This is a genomic window from Prosthecobacter sp. (assembly GCF_044226605.1).
In the GTDB taxonomy this organism is placed as follows: Bacteria; Verrucomicrobiota; Verrucomicrobiia; order Verrucomicrobiales; family Verrucomicrobiaceae; genus Prosthecobacter.
This window is the reverse complement of sequence record NZ_JBGAGS010000028.1, coordinates 41,324-58,627: the sequence shown is the minus strand read 5'-3', so window position 1 is coordinate 58,627 and position 17,304 is coordinate 41,324. Positions and strand designations below refer to the sequence as shown.

Annotated in this window: 14 protein-coding genes; 8 read left to right on the top strand and 6 right to left on the bottom strand. The window is 61.5% G+C overall.

The window, feature by feature from the left end:
- Nucleotides 1-31 precede the first annotated feature (31 nt).
- Both queF and queC read left to right on the top strand, forming a co-directional pair.
- Nucleotides 32-469 carry a preQ(1) synthase gene (gene queF / locus ACILSO_RS28230; RefSeq protein ID WP_395740837.1) on the top strand — a complete coding sequence of 146 codons (438 nt, stop codon included), beginning with the start codon at nucleotides 32-34 and terminating at the stop codon, nucleotides 467-469.
- Nucleotides 466-1,128, top strand: coding sequence for a 7-cyano-7-deazaguanine synthase QueC (queC, locus tag ACILSO_RS28225; RefSeq protein ID WP_395740836.1), 663 nt, complete (start codon nucleotides 466-468; stop codon nucleotides 1,126-1,128). Before queF ends, queC begins: the two co-directional genes overlap by 4 nt.
- On the opposite strand, the gene ACILSO_RS28220 is transcribed toward queC, so the two are convergent.
- From ACILSO_RS28220 to ACILSO_RS28210, 3 genes are all read right to left on the bottom strand, one after another.
- Entirely contained in the window at nucleotides 1,110-2,600 is a 1,491-nt protein-coding gene (locus ACILSO_RS28220) for a sigma-54-dependent transcriptional regulator (protein ID WP_395740835.1), read from the bottom strand. The genes queC and ACILSO_RS28220 overlap by 19 nt on opposite strands.
- 133 nt (nucleotides 2,601-2,733) lie before the next feature.
- Nucleotides 2,734-3,120 (bottom strand): type II toxin-antitoxin system death-on-curing family toxin, encoded by a 387-nt coding sequence (locus ACILSO_RS28215; protein ID WP_395740834.1) that lies wholly within the window; start codon nucleotides 3,118-3,120, stop codon nucleotides 2,734-2,736.
- Nucleotides 3,117-3,344 carry an AbrB/MazE/SpoVT family DNA-binding domain-containing protein gene (locus ACILSO_RS28210; protein WP_395740833.1) on the bottom strand — a complete coding sequence of 76 codons (228 nt, stop codon included), beginning with the start codon at nucleotides 3,342-3,344 and terminating at the stop codon, nucleotides 3,117-3,119. Before ACILSO_RS28210 ends, ACILSO_RS28215 begins: the two co-directional genes overlap by 4 nt.
- 143 nt (nucleotides 3,345-3,487) lie before the next feature.
- On the opposite strand from ACILSO_RS28210, the gene ACILSO_RS28205 reads away from it, so the two are divergent.
- The 5 genes from ACILSO_RS28205 (at nucleotide 3,488) to ACILSO_RS28185 (ending at nucleotide 10,638) form a co-directional block, all read left to right on the top strand.
- Nucleotides 3,488-4,084: a TetR/AcrR family transcriptional regulator gene (locus tag ACILSO_RS28205; RefSeq protein ID WP_395740832.1), complete on the top strand. Its 597-nt coding sequence runs from the start codon at nucleotides 3,488-3,490 to the stop codon at nucleotides 4,082-4,084.
- Between the two features lie 98 nt (nucleotides 4,085-4,182).
- A complete protein-coding gene (locus ACILSO_RS28200) occupies nucleotides 4,183-5,358 on the top strand; it encodes an efflux RND transporter periplasmic adaptor subunit (RefSeq protein ID WP_395740831.1) in 1,176 nt (391 codons plus the stop codon).
- A gap of 34 nt (nucleotides 5,359-5,392) precedes the next feature.
- Nucleotides 5,393-8,575 (top strand): efflux RND transporter permease subunit, encoded by a 3,183-nt coding sequence (locus tag ACILSO_RS28195; protein WP_395740830.1) that lies wholly within the window; start codon nucleotides 5,393-5,395, stop codon nucleotides 8,573-8,575.
- A gap of 8 nt (nucleotides 8,576-8,583) precedes the next feature.
- A complete protein-coding gene (locus ACILSO_RS28190; protein WP_395740829.1) occupies nucleotides 8,584-10,101 on the top strand; it encodes an efflux transporter outer membrane subunit in 1,518 nt (505 codons plus the stop codon).
- A gap of 102 nt (nucleotides 10,102-10,203) precedes the next feature.
- The gene (locus ACILSO_RS28185; RefSeq protein ID WP_395740828.1) at nucleotides 10,204-10,638 is read left to right on the top strand and encodes a hypothetical protein; all 435 of its coding nucleotides are present in this window, start codon (nucleotides 10,204-10,206) and stop codon (nucleotides 10,636-10,638) included.
- Between the two features lie 45 nt (nucleotides 10,639-10,683).
- Here ACILSO_RS28185 and ACILSO_RS28180 read toward each other — a convergent pair whose 3' ends face one another.
- On the bottom strand, nucleotides 10,684-14,433 hold the full coding sequence (locus ACILSO_RS28180; RefSeq protein WP_395740827.1) for a PAS domain S-box protein: 3,750 nt from the start codon (nucleotides 14,431-14,433) through the stop codon (nucleotides 10,684-10,686).
- 135 nt (nucleotides 14,434-14,568) lie between these two features.
- Entirely contained in the window at nucleotides 14,569-15,546 is a 978-nt protein-coding gene (locus tag ACILSO_RS28175) for a phytoene/squalene synthase family protein (protein ID WP_395740826.1), read from the bottom strand.
- Nucleotides 15,547-15,639: 93 nt separating this feature from the next.
- Here ACILSO_RS28175 and hemW point away from each other — a divergent pair, with 93 nt between their 5' ends.
- Nucleotides 15,640-16,728, top strand: coding sequence for a radical SAM family heme chaperone HemW (gene hemW, locus ACILSO_RS28170; protein ID WP_395740825.1), 1,089 nt, complete (start codon nucleotides 15,640-15,642; stop codon nucleotides 16,726-16,728).
- A gap of 4 nt (nucleotides 16,729-16,732) precedes the next feature.
- Here the strand turns inward: hemW and ACILSO_RS28165 are convergent, their stop codons facing one another.
- On the bottom strand, nucleotides 16,733-17,254 hold the full coding sequence (locus ACILSO_RS28165; protein ID WP_395740824.1) for a DUF5362 family protein: 522 nt from the start codon (nucleotides 17,252-17,254) through the stop codon (nucleotides 16,733-16,735).
- Between the last annotated feature and the right edge of the window lie 50 nt (nucleotides 17,255-17,304).

Sequence of the window (17,304 nt, the reverse complement as noted above, 5' to 3'; positions counted from 1 at the left end):
TTCTCGGCCCGCTCCCGCATTCTGCGCGGACATGAGTCAGGAAAAAGACCTTACATTGCTCGGACGCTCTGAAAACCGCCTCCCCGCCTCGCCGGACGTGGCGGTGCTGGAGACCTTTCCCAATCGCACGCCTGGGAGGAACTACCGCATTCACCTCAGCGCGCCGGAGTTCAGCTCCATCTGCCCCGTGACTGGTCAGCCGGATTCGGCGCACCTGGAGATTTATTACATCCCGGATGAAAAGTGCGTGGAGACGAAGTCGCTGAAGTTCTATCTGGCATCCTATCGCAATCACGCCTCCTTCAATGAAGCCATCGTGAACCGCGTGCTGGACGACATCGTGAAAGCCTGCGCGCCCAAGCAGGTCGTCGTGCGTGGGAAATTCGGCGCACGGGGCGGCATCCAGCTCACGTGCGAGGCCCGCTTCCCAGATCTTGAAGAAACCCTGCGCCTGCCGGACAGCGAATGAAAACGCTCGTGCTGCTCTCCGGCGGGATGGACTCCGTGACGGCTCTCTACTGGGCGCAGCGGGAGAATGAAGTCGTGGGAGCGGTCAGCTTTGACTACGGTGCCAAGCACAACCACCGGGAGATCCCGCTGGCTGCCTGGCACTGTCTGCACACGGGTCTGAAGCACGACATCATCGACCTCGGCTTCATGAACCAGCACTTCGCCTCCGATTTGCTTAAATCAGGCGGCACGATTCCTGAGGGGCATTACGCCGATGAAAACATGAAGAAGACCGTGGTGCCGTTTCGCAATGGCATCATGCTCGCCATCGCCTGCGGTCTGGCGGAGAGCTGTGGTGCTGAGGCGCTGGTCATCGCCGCGCACGCGGGGGACCACATCATCTACCCGGACTGCCGGGAGCCCTTCATGCAGGGAATGGCGGCCGCCATGCGCGAGGGCACCTATGCCCGCATCGAGCTGCTGCGCCCTTTTATTCATCTGGACAAAGCGGGCATCGCCAAACTTGGCGGCACCCTTGGCGTGGACTACGGCAGGACCTGGTCCTGCTACAAAGGCGGAGATCTTCACTGCGGCAAATGCGGCACCTGCGTGGAGCGCATCGAGGCCTTTGTGCTGGCCGGTCTGCCGGACCCCACGGTTTATGAGTCGGAGGGCTGATCCGCCGTCCCCACCCGCCTGCGGTGGGTGCGCACCATATTCAGGTCCTTGAGCTTGCGCTGGAGCGTGCGGCGGCTCATGCCGAGCATCTCGGCGGCCACGGTGCGGTTGTTGCCACTGCGCTGCAGGGCGGTGAGGATGAGCTGGTGCTCGGCCTCGGTGATGTCGAGATCGCTCTTCGGCTTCGCGCCACTTTCCACGCCTGAGGCGGTGCCAGCTCCGGGCGCAGTAGCGGCGGTCGTTCCGTCCTTGGCGGCGAGCAGGGAAGGGGCCCGGAGGCCGATCCCCAGGCCGTGGGGATTCAGCAAATACGAGGGCAGGTGCTTCAGCATCACGCGGTTGCTGTTGCTCATCACCACGCCGTGTTCGATGGCGGCTCGCAGTTCGCGGATGTTGCCGGGCCAGTCGTAGTTCATCATCGCGGGCAGGGCGTCCTCTCCCAGGGGCTTGTAGCTCTTGCCGTTGGCCTTGGCCAGCTCGCGCAGGAAGTGGTCGGCCAGGATGGAGATGTCGCTCTTGCGGGAGCGCAGCGGCGGCAGCTTGAGGGTCACCACGCGCAGGCGCCAGTACAAGTCTTCGCGGAATTTGCCTTCCTCCACCATCTTGGCCAGATCGCGGTTTGTCGCGGCGATGACGCGGACATTGATGGAAATCGGCTTGCTGCTGCCCACGCGCTCGATCGTCTGCTCGCCCAGGGCGCGCAGCAGCTTCACCTGCGTGCTGGCGTCGATTTCGCCGATTTCATCGAGGAACAGCGTGCCGCCATTGGCCTGCTCAAAGCGGCCGATGCGGCGCTCCTGCGCGCCGGTGAAGGCGCCCTTCTCGTGGCCGAAGAGTTCGCTTTCCAGAATCTGCGGCGAGAGTGCCGCGCAGTGCACGGAGACGATGCCGGCCTTGGGCCGGCCGCTGAGATTGTGAATGGCGCGGGCCACCAGTTCCTTGCCGGTGCCGCTTTCGCCTTCGATCAGCACCGTGGCGCGGGAAGGGGCCACCTGCTGGATGGTGTCGAGGATGGGCTTCATCACCTCCGCCTGACCGAGAATGCCTTCGATGGAGAACTTGCGCTCCACCTGCTGCTTCAGCGCCACGTTTTCATGCTCCAGCGTGCGGCTGCGCAGCGCGCGTTTGATGAGCAGCTCCACCTCATCGAGGTTGAGAGGCTTGGTCACGAAGTGGTACGCGCCCCGGCGCATGGCCTCCACGGCGGTGTCCACGCTGCCGTAGGCCGTCATCATGATGCAAACCGGCGGATTGGGCAGCGCCAGCGCGGCATCCAGCAGCTTCATGCCATCGTCCTCGCCCAAGCGCAGGTCCGTGAGCATCACATCGATGCGGTCGTTGTTGAGATATTCCATCGCCTCGGCGGCGTTGGAGGCCACATAGCAGTCAAAATCATCCTCCAGCGACAGGCGCAGCCCATCGCGCGTGTGCTTTTCGTCATCGACGATCAGGACTGTGGCTTGGTCGGTCATCTGTGAAAGAATGGCACAAATAAGGAGGAATGACGAATGTCGAATGCAGAATGACGAATTCTGTGTGGACACTAAGTCAATCGCCAGAGGAAGGCGAGGGCGCGCGCGGGCAGACGGGCCAGGAATGGTCCGATTACGGGCGCCGCGAGTTCGCCTGCAGCCATTCTGCGTAAGCTGCCTCCGTTATGGCTCCGGCAGCCAGGGCTAGGGTGCTGACAACGGCATCGGGTTCCGTAGCATAGAACTCACAGCCGTTGCGCTCCAGAAAACCGGCGGCGAGCATGAACCCCGTGCGCTTGTTGCCATCCAGGAAAGGATGGTTTTTCACGATGCCTGCCGCATACGCTGCAGCCATCTCAGCCATCGAAGGTTGTCCATAATGAAAGAGCTGCTGAGGACGCGCCAAAGCGGACTCCAGCAGGTGCTCATCACGAACGCCAGCGATGCCTCCATAATAGGAAAGCATCATGTCGTGCAGCGCCAGGCATTCATCCCGCGTCAGCCAGTAGGGTGCTTTCATTTCGCCAGTTCGCGCAGGGTGTTGCGATACCGCCGGTTCAGACTTTCAAACACCTCCATCGTCTTGGTAAATTCTGGATTGCTTGCTGTCAGCCGCAGTCCGTCCTGTGCTTCTGTCAGGGTCACGGTGTCGCCCTCTTCTACTTTGAGATGCGCCAGTGCTTCCTTGGGGAGAACGAGGCCAACGGAATTGCCCACCTTGCGCAGTTTAAGTTCGAGGGTCATGATCCAGTGTAGTTACGAATGTTATTACGTCAATGGGCTTAAAGCGCGAGGGAATGGGGTAGTTATGAGCCTACCCCTTGCACAATTATTCTTGACTGACCGTCTAGTCGGTTTTAAGCCTCACTCACTTTACCCGAACTCACATGGGCCGCACCTCCACAGCGAAAGACCGCCTCATTGACGCCATGATCGAACTGATCTGGGCGGGTAATTATGGCAGCACTTCGGTGGATCACATCTGTGAGAAGGCGGGGGTCAAGAAGGGGAGCTTCTACCACTTCTTTGAGTCCAAGACGGATCTGGCGCTCGCGGCCATTGATCACGGGTGGGCGGAGCACCGCAAGGAACTGGACCAGCTTTTTTCTCCCGTGGTGGCGCCGGTGGACCGCATCATGAACTGCTTCCGCTCCTTCCGTCAGGAGCAGCAGGAGCTGTTTGAAAAGCATGGCCGGGTGCTGGGCTGCCCCATCCACTCCCTGGGGGCGGAGGTCAGCACGGTGGACGAGCGCCTGCGGGACAAGCTGCAGGAGATTTTGAGCCAGTTCATCCGCTACTATGAAAGCGCCATCCGCGATGCGCAGGCGCAGGGCAGCATTGTCACCCATGATGCCATGGCCCTGGCACGGATCGTGTTTGCGTACAGCGAGGGGCTGCTGCTCCACGCCCGCATGTGGAATGATCTGGGCCGTCTGGACGAGTTTGAGTCCGGGGCCAAGATCATTCTCGGCGTCAGGGACTGACACCTGAGCCTGTGCCGACGGCTGCACTTTGCCGCCTTTTTCTGATTTCAAATTAACCAACTGGTCAACTTTCCCTCCCCAAAACCACGCGCGCTCCCATGAAACTCCCCACTCTCCTCCCCCTTGCCCTCTTCCTCGCCGCCTGTGGCAAACCGCCCGAGGGTGGCCACGGAGCCGGGGGTGGAGGCATGCCCCCGGCTCCTGTGACGATTGCTGCGGTGGAGCAGAAAGAACTCGTCGAATGGGAGGAGTTCACGGGGCGGGTCGAAGCGGAAGAAACGGTGGAGCTGAAGCCCCGCGTCTCCGGGTACATCACGGAGGTGCATTTTCAGGCCGGTGCGCTGGTGAAAAAGGGGGATGTTCTTTTCACCATCGATCAGCGCCCCTTTCAGACCCGGCTCCGCGCCACTGGCGCCGAGGTGGCACGTGCCGAGGCGAACGCCATGGCGATGAAACGGGAGTTTGACCGCGTGCAGACCCTGCTCGCCGCCAAGGCCATCGCGCCAGAGCAGGCGGAGGCACGTGAGTCCATGAACCTGCAGGCCATCGCGGGTCTGGAGGCGGCACGCGCGGCGCAGCACAGCGCGGAGATCGAGTTTGAGCACAGCACGGTGAAGGCGCCCATCAGCGGTCGCATCAGCCGCGCCATCACCACCACGGGAAATTACGTCACCGCGGGCACCACGCTGCTAACCACCATTGTCACCGTGGATCCCGTGTATGTGTACGCGGACATCGACGAAAACAGCCTGCTGAAACTGCAGGCGCTGCAGCGGGACAAGAAGTCCTTCACCAATGGGGACGGCCGCGTGCCGGTGGAGCTGCAGCTCTCAAACGAGAAAGGCTTCCCGCACCACGGCCACATCGAGTCCTTTGACAACCGCCTCGACGCCAGCACGGGCAGCATGGTGCTGCGCGCTGAATTTTCAAACGCTGACAATATCCTCACTCCCGGCCTGTTTGCCCGCATCCGCATCCCGATGACCGGCAAGTACCAGGCCCTGCTCGTGGATGAAAAAAGCATCCTCACCGATCAGGCCAACAAGTATGTGCTCGGAGTGGATGAGACGAAGCAGCCTGCCCTCTCCGTTTACAAACCCATCGTGATCGGACCCAGCATCGATGGACGGCGCATCATCCGCAGCGGGCTCGTGGCCGGAGACAAGATCATCGTGAACGGGCAGGCGCGTCTGCCCATGCCCGGCATGCCAGTGCAGGCGGCGGAGGCTCCGGCTGAGAAAGCGCCTGCGGCCAAGGAGACTGCGGCCAAGTAACCCCACCGCGTCAAAAAAACCGCCTCTTGCTGACATGAACATTTCCCGATTTTTCATCACCCGCCCCATTTTTGCGGGCGTGCTGTCGCTGCTGATTTTTATTCTCGGCACGATCTCGCTCTTCCAGCTGCCGATCTCCGAGTACCCGGAAGTCGTGCCGCCCACTGTCATCGTCACAGCCACCTATCCCGGCGCGAACCCGAAGACCATTGCGGAAACGGTGGCCTCGCCGCTGGAGCAGACGATCAACGGCATCGAAAACATGCTCTACATGTCTTCAATGAGCACGGCGAATGGGGTGATGACGCTCACCGTCACGTTCAAGATCGGCACGGAGCTCGATCTGGCGCAGATGCAGGTGCAGAACCGTGTGGCCCAGGTCCTGCCAAAGCTTCCGGAGGAAGTGCGGCGCTTCGGAGTGACCACGGTGAAGTCTTCGCCAAACATGACGCTGGTGGTGCATCTGCTTTCTCCCAACGAGCGCTACGATGAGATCTACCTGCGCAACTATGCCACATTGAATGTGAAGGATGAACTGACGCGGCTTCCTGGCGTGGGACAGGTGAACATCTTTGGCGGGGGCGACTACGCCATGCGCATTTGGATTGATCCCGACAAGGCCGCCGCCCGCGGCCTCACCTCCGGAGACATCGTGAACGCCATCCGCGAGCAGAACATCCAGGTGGCCGCAGGCACCATCGGCCAGCAGCCGACGAAAGATTCCGCCTTTGAGCTGACGGTGAATGCGAAAGGCCGTCTCATCAGCGAGGAAGAATTTGACCAGATCATCGTCAAGACCGGGCCGCATGGTGAAAAGCTGCGCCTGCGCGATGTGGCCCGTGCTGAAATGGGTTCGGGAGACTACTCGCTGCGTGCGCTGCTGAACAACAAGCGCGCCGTTGGCATGGGCGTGTTTCAGCTCCCCGGCGCCAATGCTCTGGCCGTCTCCGAGTCCGTGCGCCATCGCATGACGGAACTGAAGAAGAAAATGCCGGAGGGAGTGGACTACGCCATTGCCTACGACCCCACCGTGTTCGTGGAAAAATCCATCGACGCGGTCATCCACACCTTGCTGGAGGCCCTGGTGCTGGTGGTGCTGGTGGTGGTGCTTTTCCTGCAGACCTGGCGTGCTTCCATCATCCCGCTGGCAGCCGTGCCGGTGTCGCTGGTCGGCACCTTTGCGGTGATGCACGCGCTCGGATTCTCGATCAACAACCTCTCCCTCTTCGGCCTCGTGCTGGCCATCGGCATCGTGGTGGATGACGCCATCGTGGTCGTCGAAAATGTGGAGCGTAACATTCAGAATGGTCTCAAGCCTCTCGCTGCCACCCAGCAGGCCATGACGGAAGTGACCGGCCCCATCGTCGCCACGGCGCTGGTGCTCTGCGCGGTGTTCATTCCCACCGCGTTCATCAGCGGGCTCAGCGGCCAGTTTTACAAGCAGTTCGCCGTCACCATCGCCATATCCACGGTCATTTCCGCCATCAATTCTCTCACGCTCTCCCCGGCGCTTTCCGCGGTGCTGCTGAAAGGCCATGGCGACAAGCGAGACATCCTCACCCGTCTGATCGACGGCCTGTTTGGCTGGTTCTTCCGCCCCTTCAACCGCTTCTTTGAATGGTCGTCCAACGTGTATGTGGGCCTGGTGAAGCGCATCATCCGCTTCAGCTTCATCGCCGTCATCATTTACGGCGGCCTTGTCTGGGCTACTTGGAAAGGCTTTGAAACCGTGCCTGAGGGCTTTGTACCCAGCCAGGACAAGCAATACCTCGTCGGCTTTGCGCAGCTTCCGGATGGTGCCTCGCTGGACCGCACCGATGATGTCATGCGCCGCATGTCGCAGATCGCCAGGGATCATCCTGGAGTGAAGGATGCCATCGCGTTCCCCGGCCTTTCGATTCAGGGCTTCACCATCAGTCCCAATGCGGGCATCGTGTTCGTGGGGCTCGACAATTTCGAGGACCGCACAACGCCTGAGCTCAGCGGCGGAGCCATCGCCAATGCGCTCAATGGAAAGTTCATGGCGATCCAGGACGCGATGGTGATGATGTTCCCGCCGCCGCCCGTCAATGGCATCGGGACTACAGGTGGATTCAAGCTCATGGTGGAGGACCGTGGCAACCAGGGCTATGAGGCGCTGTATCAGGCGGTGAAAAAACTGGAGGGTGCCGGGTGGGGCAGCCAGAAGCTCACGCAGGTGTACACGGGCTACACGGTCAATGTGCCGCAGCTCGAGGCGGACGTGGACCGTGAGAAGGCCAAGATCCAGGGCGTGCCGCTGGCGAATCTTTTCGAGACTTTGCAGGTCAATCTCGGCAGCCTGTATGTGAATGACTTCAACCGCTTTGGCCGCACCTACCAAGTCGTCGCCCAGGCGGAGGAGCAGTTCCGTGATGAGGCCAGCGACATCACGCGGCTGAAAACACGCAACGCTGCCGGAGAAATGGTGCCGGTGGGATCTCTCGTGAAGGTGAAGGAGGGCTTCGGTCCGGACCGCGTCACACATTACAACGGCTACCTGGCCGCCGACCTCAATGGTGCGCCGCTGCCGCCGCTGAGTTCGGGGCAGGCCGAGGAGCTGATTTCCAAGCTGGCCAAGGACGGCCTGCCAGCCGGATTTGAGTTTGAGTGGACGGATCTTACCTATCAGAAAATCATCGCGGGAAACACCGCCATCTTCATCTACCCGCTCTGCATCCTGCTCGTCTTCATGGTGCTGGCCGCGCAGTATGAGAGCCTGCGCCTGCCGCTGGCCATCATCCTCATCGTGCCGCTGTGCCTGCTGTTCGCACTTGCGGGGGTGATGATCACCCATGGTGACAACAACATCTTCACGCAGATCGGCTTCATCGTGCTCATCGGCCTGGCCTGTAAAAATGCCATCCTCATCGTGGAGTTTGCCAAGGAAAAATACGACCATGGCCTGACGCCCTTCGAGGCTGCCATCGAGTCCTGCCGCCTGCGCCTCCGCCCCATTTTGATGACTTCCATCGCCTTCATCGCCGGGGTGTATCCGCTGGTGGTTTCCACCGGTGCCGGGGCTGAAATGCGACGCGCCATGGGCACCGCCGTGTTTGCCGGCATGATCGGCGTGACCTTTCTCGGCCTGTTCTTCACGCCGGTGTTTTATGTGCTCGTGATGCTCGGCCACAAAAAGAAGGCTGCATCTGCCACATGCGCCGAGATTCCCGCCGGCGCCCTTCCTGTCCCTCATTGATTCCTGCCATGCGATTCCTCCTACCCTTCCTTCTTGCTACCAGCGCCATCGCTCAGATCGGGCCGAACTACGAACGGCCGGAAACGGTCGCGCCTGCGGATTACAAAGGCGCTGTGAACTGGCGTGAGGCGCGCCCGCTGGACACCCTGCCCAAAGGGGCTTGGTGGCGTGTGTTTGGCGATGCCAGGCTGAACGCCCTCATGGAGCTGGCCACGGCGAACAATCAGACGCTGAAGGCCTCCATCGCGCGGTTTGACCAAGCCCGCGCAGGCACCGGGCTGGCGCGTGCGGCCTTCTTTCCCACGGCGGACATCAATTCTGCCTTCACCACGCAGCGCACGTCTCCGAACATGCCCAGCGCCTTTCCGCTGAACGGCCTGCATTATGTGGGGCCGAGCTACACGGTGCCGTTGGACTTTAGCTGGGAGCTGGACCTTTGGGGCAAGATCCGCCGCCAGAACGAAAGCGCCCGTGCCGATGCCGCCGCCGCTGCGAACCTCATGCAAAACGTGCTCCTCGGCGTGCATGGGGACGTGGCCACCAGCTACTTCCGCATCCGTGCCCTCGATGGCGAACTGGCCACCGTGCGCGCCGCCGTGGGCTGGCGCAGGCAGGCGCTGGACATCGCGCGTGCCCGTGTGAAGGCCGGTGCCGGCAGCGAGTTGGAGCAGGCCCAGGCGGAGACCGAAGTGGCCAGTGCCGAGGCAGAGGTGAGCGCGCTGCAAAATCAGCGCGACCAGCTTGAAAACGCCATCGCCCTTCTTACGGGAGCCAATCCCGCCGCGTTTAAACTCGGCAGCAATGCCGGCATGCTTTCCAGCCCGCCTGCCATTCCCACCGGCGTGCCGACAGACCTGCTGGAACGCCGACCGGACGTTGCCGCCGCTGAGCGCACGCTGGCCTCCACCACCGCCCAGATCGGTGTGACGAAGGCGAACTTCTTTCCCAGCATCCGTCTCACAGGCCGCGCTGGTTATTTGAGCGGCGATGTGGAGAAGCTTTTTGAAATGGGCAGCATGAACTGGAACATCGGCCCAAGCATCAGCGTGCCGCTCTTTGCCGGCGGCAAAAACCGCGCCTACATGGAGCGCGCCCGCGCCGCGCACGACGAAGCTTTGGCCAACTACCGCCAGGCCATTCTCGCCTCATTCAACGATGTGGAAAACGCGCTGGCGGCGATGCGCAATCTCACCACGCAGACCGAGGCCCAGCACCGCGCCCGCGCCAGCGCTCAGGAGGCTGCGAAGATCGCCCACGCGCGCTATGAAGCGGGCACCAGTCCGTATCTGAATGTGATCGAAGCCAATCGCTCGTTGCTGCTGACGGAGCGCGCCTGCGCCACGCTGGCAGGGCAGCGTTTGATCGCGAGCGTGAGTTTGATCAAGGCACTTGGTGGTGGCTGGGATCAGAGCCTGCCGGTGACCGTGCCAGCGAGTGTGCCTGATCCGGAAGCGCGCAGCGTCACGACGGAGAAGAAAGGCTTCTTCACGAAGGTGAAGGGATGGTTCAGCCGCGAAGCCAAGTAGTCCACTTCCGCCGCAACAGGAGTCCTTTTATTTGCAGTTGGGCCGCAGAATGGGCTGAACCTTTTCTTGCCCTTTTTTAATGGAGCGGACTATTCTCCATCCATGGCTCAAAGATTTAGCAGCATCACCCCGATGAAAGACTTCGGGCTGCTGTTTGGGCTGATCGTGGACGTCAGGTGGATTGACATGAGATTGTTCAAGGACATCTCATGGAATTCCGTTCTGTGGTGGCTGATCGGGATCATGGTCTTCTTGGTGGTGTTCACCGTGGCGTCTATCTTGGTGCGTTTGGTGTTTTCAAGGGTAACGGAGTCGTGGGATTCATGGTTTCTGCTCAGTGGAGTGATGAACCGTATGCAGACGTGGGCTGATGAATTGGCCATCTGGGCTTTTCCCGGTGCGGTCGTTCACTATGTCATCACTTTGGCCCTATGGCATGATACCGAGAGTCTGCTTCTGGCATGGATCCACCTGGTTTCTTTGGTGATGTTTTTGCTGGATTGCAAAGTAAGGCAACTGCTTCGAGTGAAGTCCTAGTCCAGTTGCGCCGCAACTGGCTCTCTTCGAACCCTCTCGTCCCATTCACGTCCTCGCCAGCGCCGCCACGGACGCAATCAGCTCCGCGGGTTCCACAGGCTTGGAGATGTGCATTTGAAAGCCGGCTTCCAGTGCCTTCACACGGTCCACGGTGCGGGCATAGGCGGTGAGTGCCACGGCGGCGGTGCGTCCGCCTTCGGTGGGGGGCAAGGCACGCACTTTGCGGATCAAGAAGTGACCATCTTCAAGCGGCATGCCGATGTCGCTCACCAGCACGTCCGGCGGCTCGGCCTTGATGAGTGCCAGGGCTTCAGCCGCAGAGCTGGCGGTGCGGACGGTGGCGCCGTTGGCGGTGAGAAGCCGCTGCACGAAGGCCACGGCGTCCGGTTCGTCATCCACCGCCACGACAGAGATGCCGTCCAGCGGATGATCCTTCGCTGCGTGGCCCGCTGCTGCGTCCTTGATGCGGGAGGTCGGACGTGGAGAGGTCGTGAAAACATCCTCATCAGGAGAGAGTTGAGCCAGCGGCAGGCTCACAATGAACGTGGCTCCAAGGTCCTTGCCCGGGCTGAGCACACGCACGGTGCCGCCGTGCATTTCTGTGATTTGTTTCACGATAGAAAGCCCCAGGCCCAGGCCGCCGTGAATCCGTGTGGTGCTGGAGTCCGCCTGGCGGAAGCGGTCAAACACATAGGGCAGAAATTCCGGCGCGATGCCCACGCCGGTGTCCGTCACGTGAACCTCCACCTGGCCTGCGGCACGCTGAATGCCCACCTGCACCTTGCCGCCCTTCGGGCTGAATTTCACCGCATTGGAGATCAGATTCCACAGCACCTGCTGCAGACGGTTTGGATCTCCATGCAGGCGCTCTGTCAGAGGCGCTGCCAGCACTTCGAGCTGCACGCCTTTGCCCTTGGCGGCGGGCTGCAGGGTTTCGATGGCGGCACGAATGATCGCAGTGAGGTCGATGGGCTGAATGTTCAGGCGTAGCTTGCCGCTGATGATGCGGCTCATGTCCAGAATGTCCTCAATGATTTGCGTCTGCGCCCTGGCATTGCGGGAGATGATTTCCAGCCCTTCGGTCAGTTCCTGTGTGAGATTTGGGGTCGTCTCCAGCAGCTGCGTCCAGCCCACGATGGCATTGAGCGGCGTGCGCAGCTCATGGGACAGCGTGGCGAGAAACTCATCCTTCATGCGGCTGGCCTGCTCCACCTCCACGCGCGCCGCGCGTTCCGCATCCAGCAGGGACTGCCGTTCCGAAAGCGCCTGCTCCAGCAGCTTCTGGCTTTCCTCCAGGGCCTGGCGCGCCAGCACCCGGCTGGTGACATCCACCGCATGGTCATACACACCGTAGGGGCGTCCGTCAGGAGTGCACACCTGGAGATAACTGAAGTCAAAATAACGGTCCAACGACGGCGCACCCGCTTCAGGCGCAAACCGCGCCAGCGTCTCCGTCCCCGTGAAGGGCTCGCCCGTGTTCAGCACTTTTCTCAGCAGGTCTTCAAATCCCTGGCCTTCCAGTTCGGGCACCGCATCCATCAGAGCTTTGCCCACCAGCGTTCTTTTGCCGAACAAGGTTTGATAGACGGGATTGACCCGTTCGAAAACGAGGTCTTCACCACGCCAAAGCGCCATGGCGGCGGGGGACTCGCGGAAAATGAGCTCCAGCAGATGCCGCTGAAACGCCAGCTCATCCTCAGCGTTCTTTTTTGCCGTGATGTCCAGCACCGTGCCGTCAAAACTGGTGAGCTGCCGGTCGGTATCACTGCCTTCGAAGGCGGACCTGCCGCGCGCGGAGACCCAATGGATGGAGCCGTCCGGATGCACCACGCGGTGCTCGGAAAAGTAGGGCTGCGGATCCAGCGGATTGATGGTGGCATTCACTTTGGCCCTGACCATTTCACGATCGTCCGGATGCACGATGGCAAAGGCTTCGTCATAGGTCAGCGTGTCGGCAGAGACGCCGAAGATGGCGCGGAAGCGCGCGTCCGTCTCCAGCACGCGGGTGCTCAGGTCCATGTTGAAGGCGCCCAGTCCGGCGGCATCCAGCGCCGCCTTGCGCCGCCTCTCGCTGGTCACGATGGCCTCGCGGGCTTTCACCTCATCGGTTACATCCACGCCATGCACGAAAATGCTGCTGACATTGCCGTCAGGATCTCGCAGGGCCTGATACACAAAGTTGAGGAAGCGTAGCTGCTCCCCTCCCGCCTGGACCACCATCACCGGCACCTCGGTTCCGGACACAGTTTCTCCCGTGGTGTACACGCCATCGAGCATTTCAAAGAAACCCTGGCCTTCGATTTCAGGCAGCGCCTCGCGCACGGTCAGGCCGATGAGCTTTCGCCAGCCCACCAGGCGGTAGTAGCCATCATTGGCCAGTTCAAACACGTGCTCGGGACCGCGCAGCACACAGATGAATGCCGGCGCTCTTTCCACCACGGCGGCCAGATTGGCCTTCTCGGCCTCGATGGCGCGGATGAAGCCTGCGCGTTCCACCTCGGCCCGCTTGCGATTGGTCACATTGCCAAAGACGCCGTACAAACGTTCGGGTTCTCCATCCGCACTTTCAGCCACGTTGCTGATGCTCAGGATGGTGCGTATTTCGCCGCCGGGATGCCGGATGTCGTATTCGATCTCCAGCCGCTCGCGTTTCCGCAGGGAGTTGATGAAGGCGCTGCGAACGTCATCCTGCATCGCGGGAACAATGAGCCGAAACAGATCTTCGTCGGTGACGGACTGCTCTGCGCCAAACCCAAACAAGTCGCGGCTACGGGCATCCATGGTCACCACATTTGTCCGCACATCCCAGTCAAAGGTCCCCATGTCCGCCACGGCCAGGGCTGCGCCCAGCCTCTCTTCGTTGCGGATGCCTGCCTCCGCCGCCATGCGCTGATCGTGGATGTCCGTGAGCGTGCCGTACCATCCGGCCACCACACCCTCGTCATTCCGTACCGGCAGGCCGCGGTTGATGAACCAGCGGTAAGCGCCGTCCGCTCCGCGCCGCAGACGCACCTGCTGCTCGTAAACACCACCGGAAGCGACCGCATGCTCCCAGGCTCCGCGAGAGCGCCTCGCGTCATCGCCATGGAAAACACCATCGCTTTCCTGCGCGGTCTCCGGAGCTTCGGAAAAGCCGGTGTACTCATACCACTTGCGGTTGTAGTAATCGATCTTTCCATCGGCACGCGCCGCCCACACGATCTGCGGCATGGAGTCGGCCATCTGGCGAAATCTCAGCTCGCTGTTCTGTGCCTCGCGCAGAGCGCGCGCGCGCCGCACCTCCGCGGCGGTGCGATCCGCCACCTGGCGCACCAGTGAAATCTCGCCGTCGGTCCATTCGCGCGGAGTGGACTGGTGTACCACAAAGAGCATGGCAAAGCGGCCATCGGTCAGCACGGGCACGTCGATAGAGGCCGTGGCGCCGATTTCCATGAGCTTGCTCTGCTCTGGTCCCGCAGGGTATTCCAGGCTGGCATTGCGCCGCACGTGCGTGCGCCCGGCGCGGTAGTCCACCAGGAGGCGGTCGCCATAGTCTGCCAGCCGGTGGGTCGTCGCCTGCAGCCGGGGCATGCCCGCTGTTTCCCAGGTCTGCGGTACCAGGACGGTCTCTCCATCCGCGGAAGCCTCGGCCACCAGAACACGGGAGACGCGCATGTACTCGCCCAGCATCTGCTGCACTGTCGCGATGATCTCCTCCGGAGAAGAAAGCTCGAGCACTGACTGCGTCAGCCGGTTTAAAAAAGCCAGCGTCTCAGCCTCGGTGTGGCCGTTCTGAGGGGACGGAACGTTTGACATAGTTGTATGCGTGCGATCCTTGGAACTTCGAATTTGGTGGCACGAAAGGTCGTTTGCCAGACGAATATGAGCGCGGGCAGAGCTGAGCCGTTTGCGGCCGCTTGAACCTGCTCTGACTCGTTGCAGCTCAGCGGCTTAGCTTTCAGCGAGCTTCCGGTACAGCTTTTCCATGGCGGCTGAGCTGCGGCAGGCGATAGCGGCCTGGGCGAGGATGCTGGCCACATCGAGGCGGGAGATCTTGACGCCCTGCTGAATTTTTTCCCAGGGCGTGGCGCGCATCTTGGCCACGGTTTGAATGCCGAGCAGGAGTGGCAGGGCGGTGGCGTAGCGCAGCTTGCCATGGGTGACGTGCTGCACGTACTTCAGGCCGCACTCGAGGTGCTCGGTGCAGGTTTGCAGCCAGAGGCTCCATTCCGTTTGAATGTCCTCGGGCTGGCAGGGGAGGTAGCAGCGGCCGTCGCGGGTGTCTTCGCCGATGTCGCGAAGGATGTTGATGAGTTGCAGGCCTTTGCCCAGGCGAGCGCCCCACTCCATCATTTGCGCGGTCGTCACCGCAGGGTCGAGAGACGCAGGCAGCTCGCTGGCGCAGAGTTGCGTCCAGAATTCGCCCACACACCCGGCGACGAGCCAGGTGTATTCGTCAAGCTCCTCCGCATTGGCGAGGCGGCGCAGCCTGCCGTCCGCAGGAAAGCGGCGGATGTCGAGCATCTGGCCGTCAATGATGTGCTCCAGCACGCTCTGAATGGCCGCCAGCGGTGCAGGCGGCATGCTGCGCAGCCAGGCGATGCCCTCGGCGAATTTTTCCATCAGCCGGCGCTCGGCATCATCGCCCTGCTGCGGGCAGAACTGGGTGATGAACGTGCTGGCCAGGCTCTGCACGTCTCCAGTGCCACGCACGAGGGCGCGGTAGCGTTCCAGGCAGTCGAGGCGCACCTCGGCGCTCACGCTGGCGGTATCGGCGATGGTGTCCGCGGTGCGGGCGAGGAGGTAAGCCAGGGAAATCGGTTCGCGCAGCTCCTTTGGCAGCGCCTTCAGCGTAAGATAGAAAGAGCGTGAGACCGACGCCAGCAACTGGCCGCCGAGTTCGCGTTCGTGGTGGGTTTCATCGGACATGGTTCTGGGTGCTAGATGCTGGATGCTAGATGCCGGAGCAAGCTTTCTCTGCTAACATCCAGCAACTAGCATCAAGTATTTAGCCTCCAGCCCGTGAATCACCTCTACGTCCATATTCCCTTCTGCCACCGCATCTGCCCTTACTGCAGCTTTCACAAGCACACTCCGGGCGGCACGGACATGGTGGCGTTTGTGGATGCGCTCCTTAAAGAGGTGGCAAAGCAGCCGCTGAAACCGCAGACGATCTTTTTCGGTGGCGGCACTCCGACGATGCTCAGCGACACCCACCTGGAGCGCCTGCTAAGCGGACTGCGGCAGCGCGTGGACATGTCCCAGGTTGCTGAATTCACCATGGAGGCCAATCCGCGCAACATCATCGCCTCCAAGGCTGCGATGATGCGCGAGATGGGAGTCACGCGCGTGAGCCTCGGCATCCAGGCCTGGGATGATGCCACGCTGAAAACGCTGGGGCGCGACCACCTGCGCGCAGAGGCCGAAGAAACCTGGCGGGTGCTGAAGTCCATCGGCTTTCCCAGCCTCAGCCTGGACCTGATGTTTTCCATTCCCGGTCAGAGCGTGGAGACATGGCGGCACACCCTGGAGCACTCGCTCTCGCTGCAGCCCGACCACATCTCCGCCTACAATCTCAACTACGAGGAGGACACGGATTTTTTTCGCAGGCTACAGGCTGGGGAGTACCGCCAGGACGAAAACCAGGATGCCGACTTCTTCAGCCTTGCCATCGACTTGCTGGAAGCCGGCGGCTTCGAGCATTACGAAATCTCCAACTACGCCCGGCCCGGCCACCGCTCTGTTCACAATGAGGCCTACTGGCTCGGCGCGGACTACCTCGGCATCGGCCCCGGCGCTTTCTCCACGGTGAATGGCAGGCGCTGGCACAATGTGAAAGACACGCCGCGCTACATGGCGATGACGCTGGCCGGTGAAGACACGGCCACAGAGATCGAGGAGATAACGCCCGACAAACGCCGCACCGAGCGCTTCGGACTGGAACTGCGCACCGCACGCGGCCTGCCGCTGAACTTGATCCTCCCCGAGTCACGCAAGATGCTGGACGTACTGCGTGACCAAGGACTGCTGAACTACGACGAGCACCACGTGCGGCTCACGCGGGCAGGCAAGCCATTGGTGGATCCCGTTGCCGTGGCGCTGATGGGGTAGATCACTAGTGGATGCCGTTGGCCTTCATGGCTGCAGTAGCCCCGAGTGCCACGGCGCCAATGATGATGATGAGGTACAACGACAGCAGGAGGATCGTCATAATGCCGATAAACTTCCAAAAGCTGCGCTGTTCGTTCAACGCGGAGTCAAGGTCGGCGACTGTGCGTGTGGACACGAGAGAACCAATGCGGTTGGCGTATTTCCAAAGCTTGAGCGCAGGATAGATGTAGACAAAAGACATCACTCCATAAAGGACCGCCAGCACCATGAACTGTGCGCCGCCCAAGGGATTGGCCGCGGAACTTGACTGTTTGGCCAGTCCCATCATGGACATCGCCCCCAGGGCCAGAGCGCCCAGCAGCATGAAGACAACGCCGATCCACATCAGCACTGAAAGGAACCGCACCCAGGGCTTGGTGCCTGCCAGGGCGGCGATTGTGCTTGTGGCTACGGCATCTGATGTGCCGCCAGGCGAGCCATACAGGTTGGCGCCAGGGGCGGAGTAGGGGTTGGCGGGAGTTTCCATGGTAGGTAGGTGGGAAAGGAAGGGGGATTCAGGGCCGGCAGAATATCCGG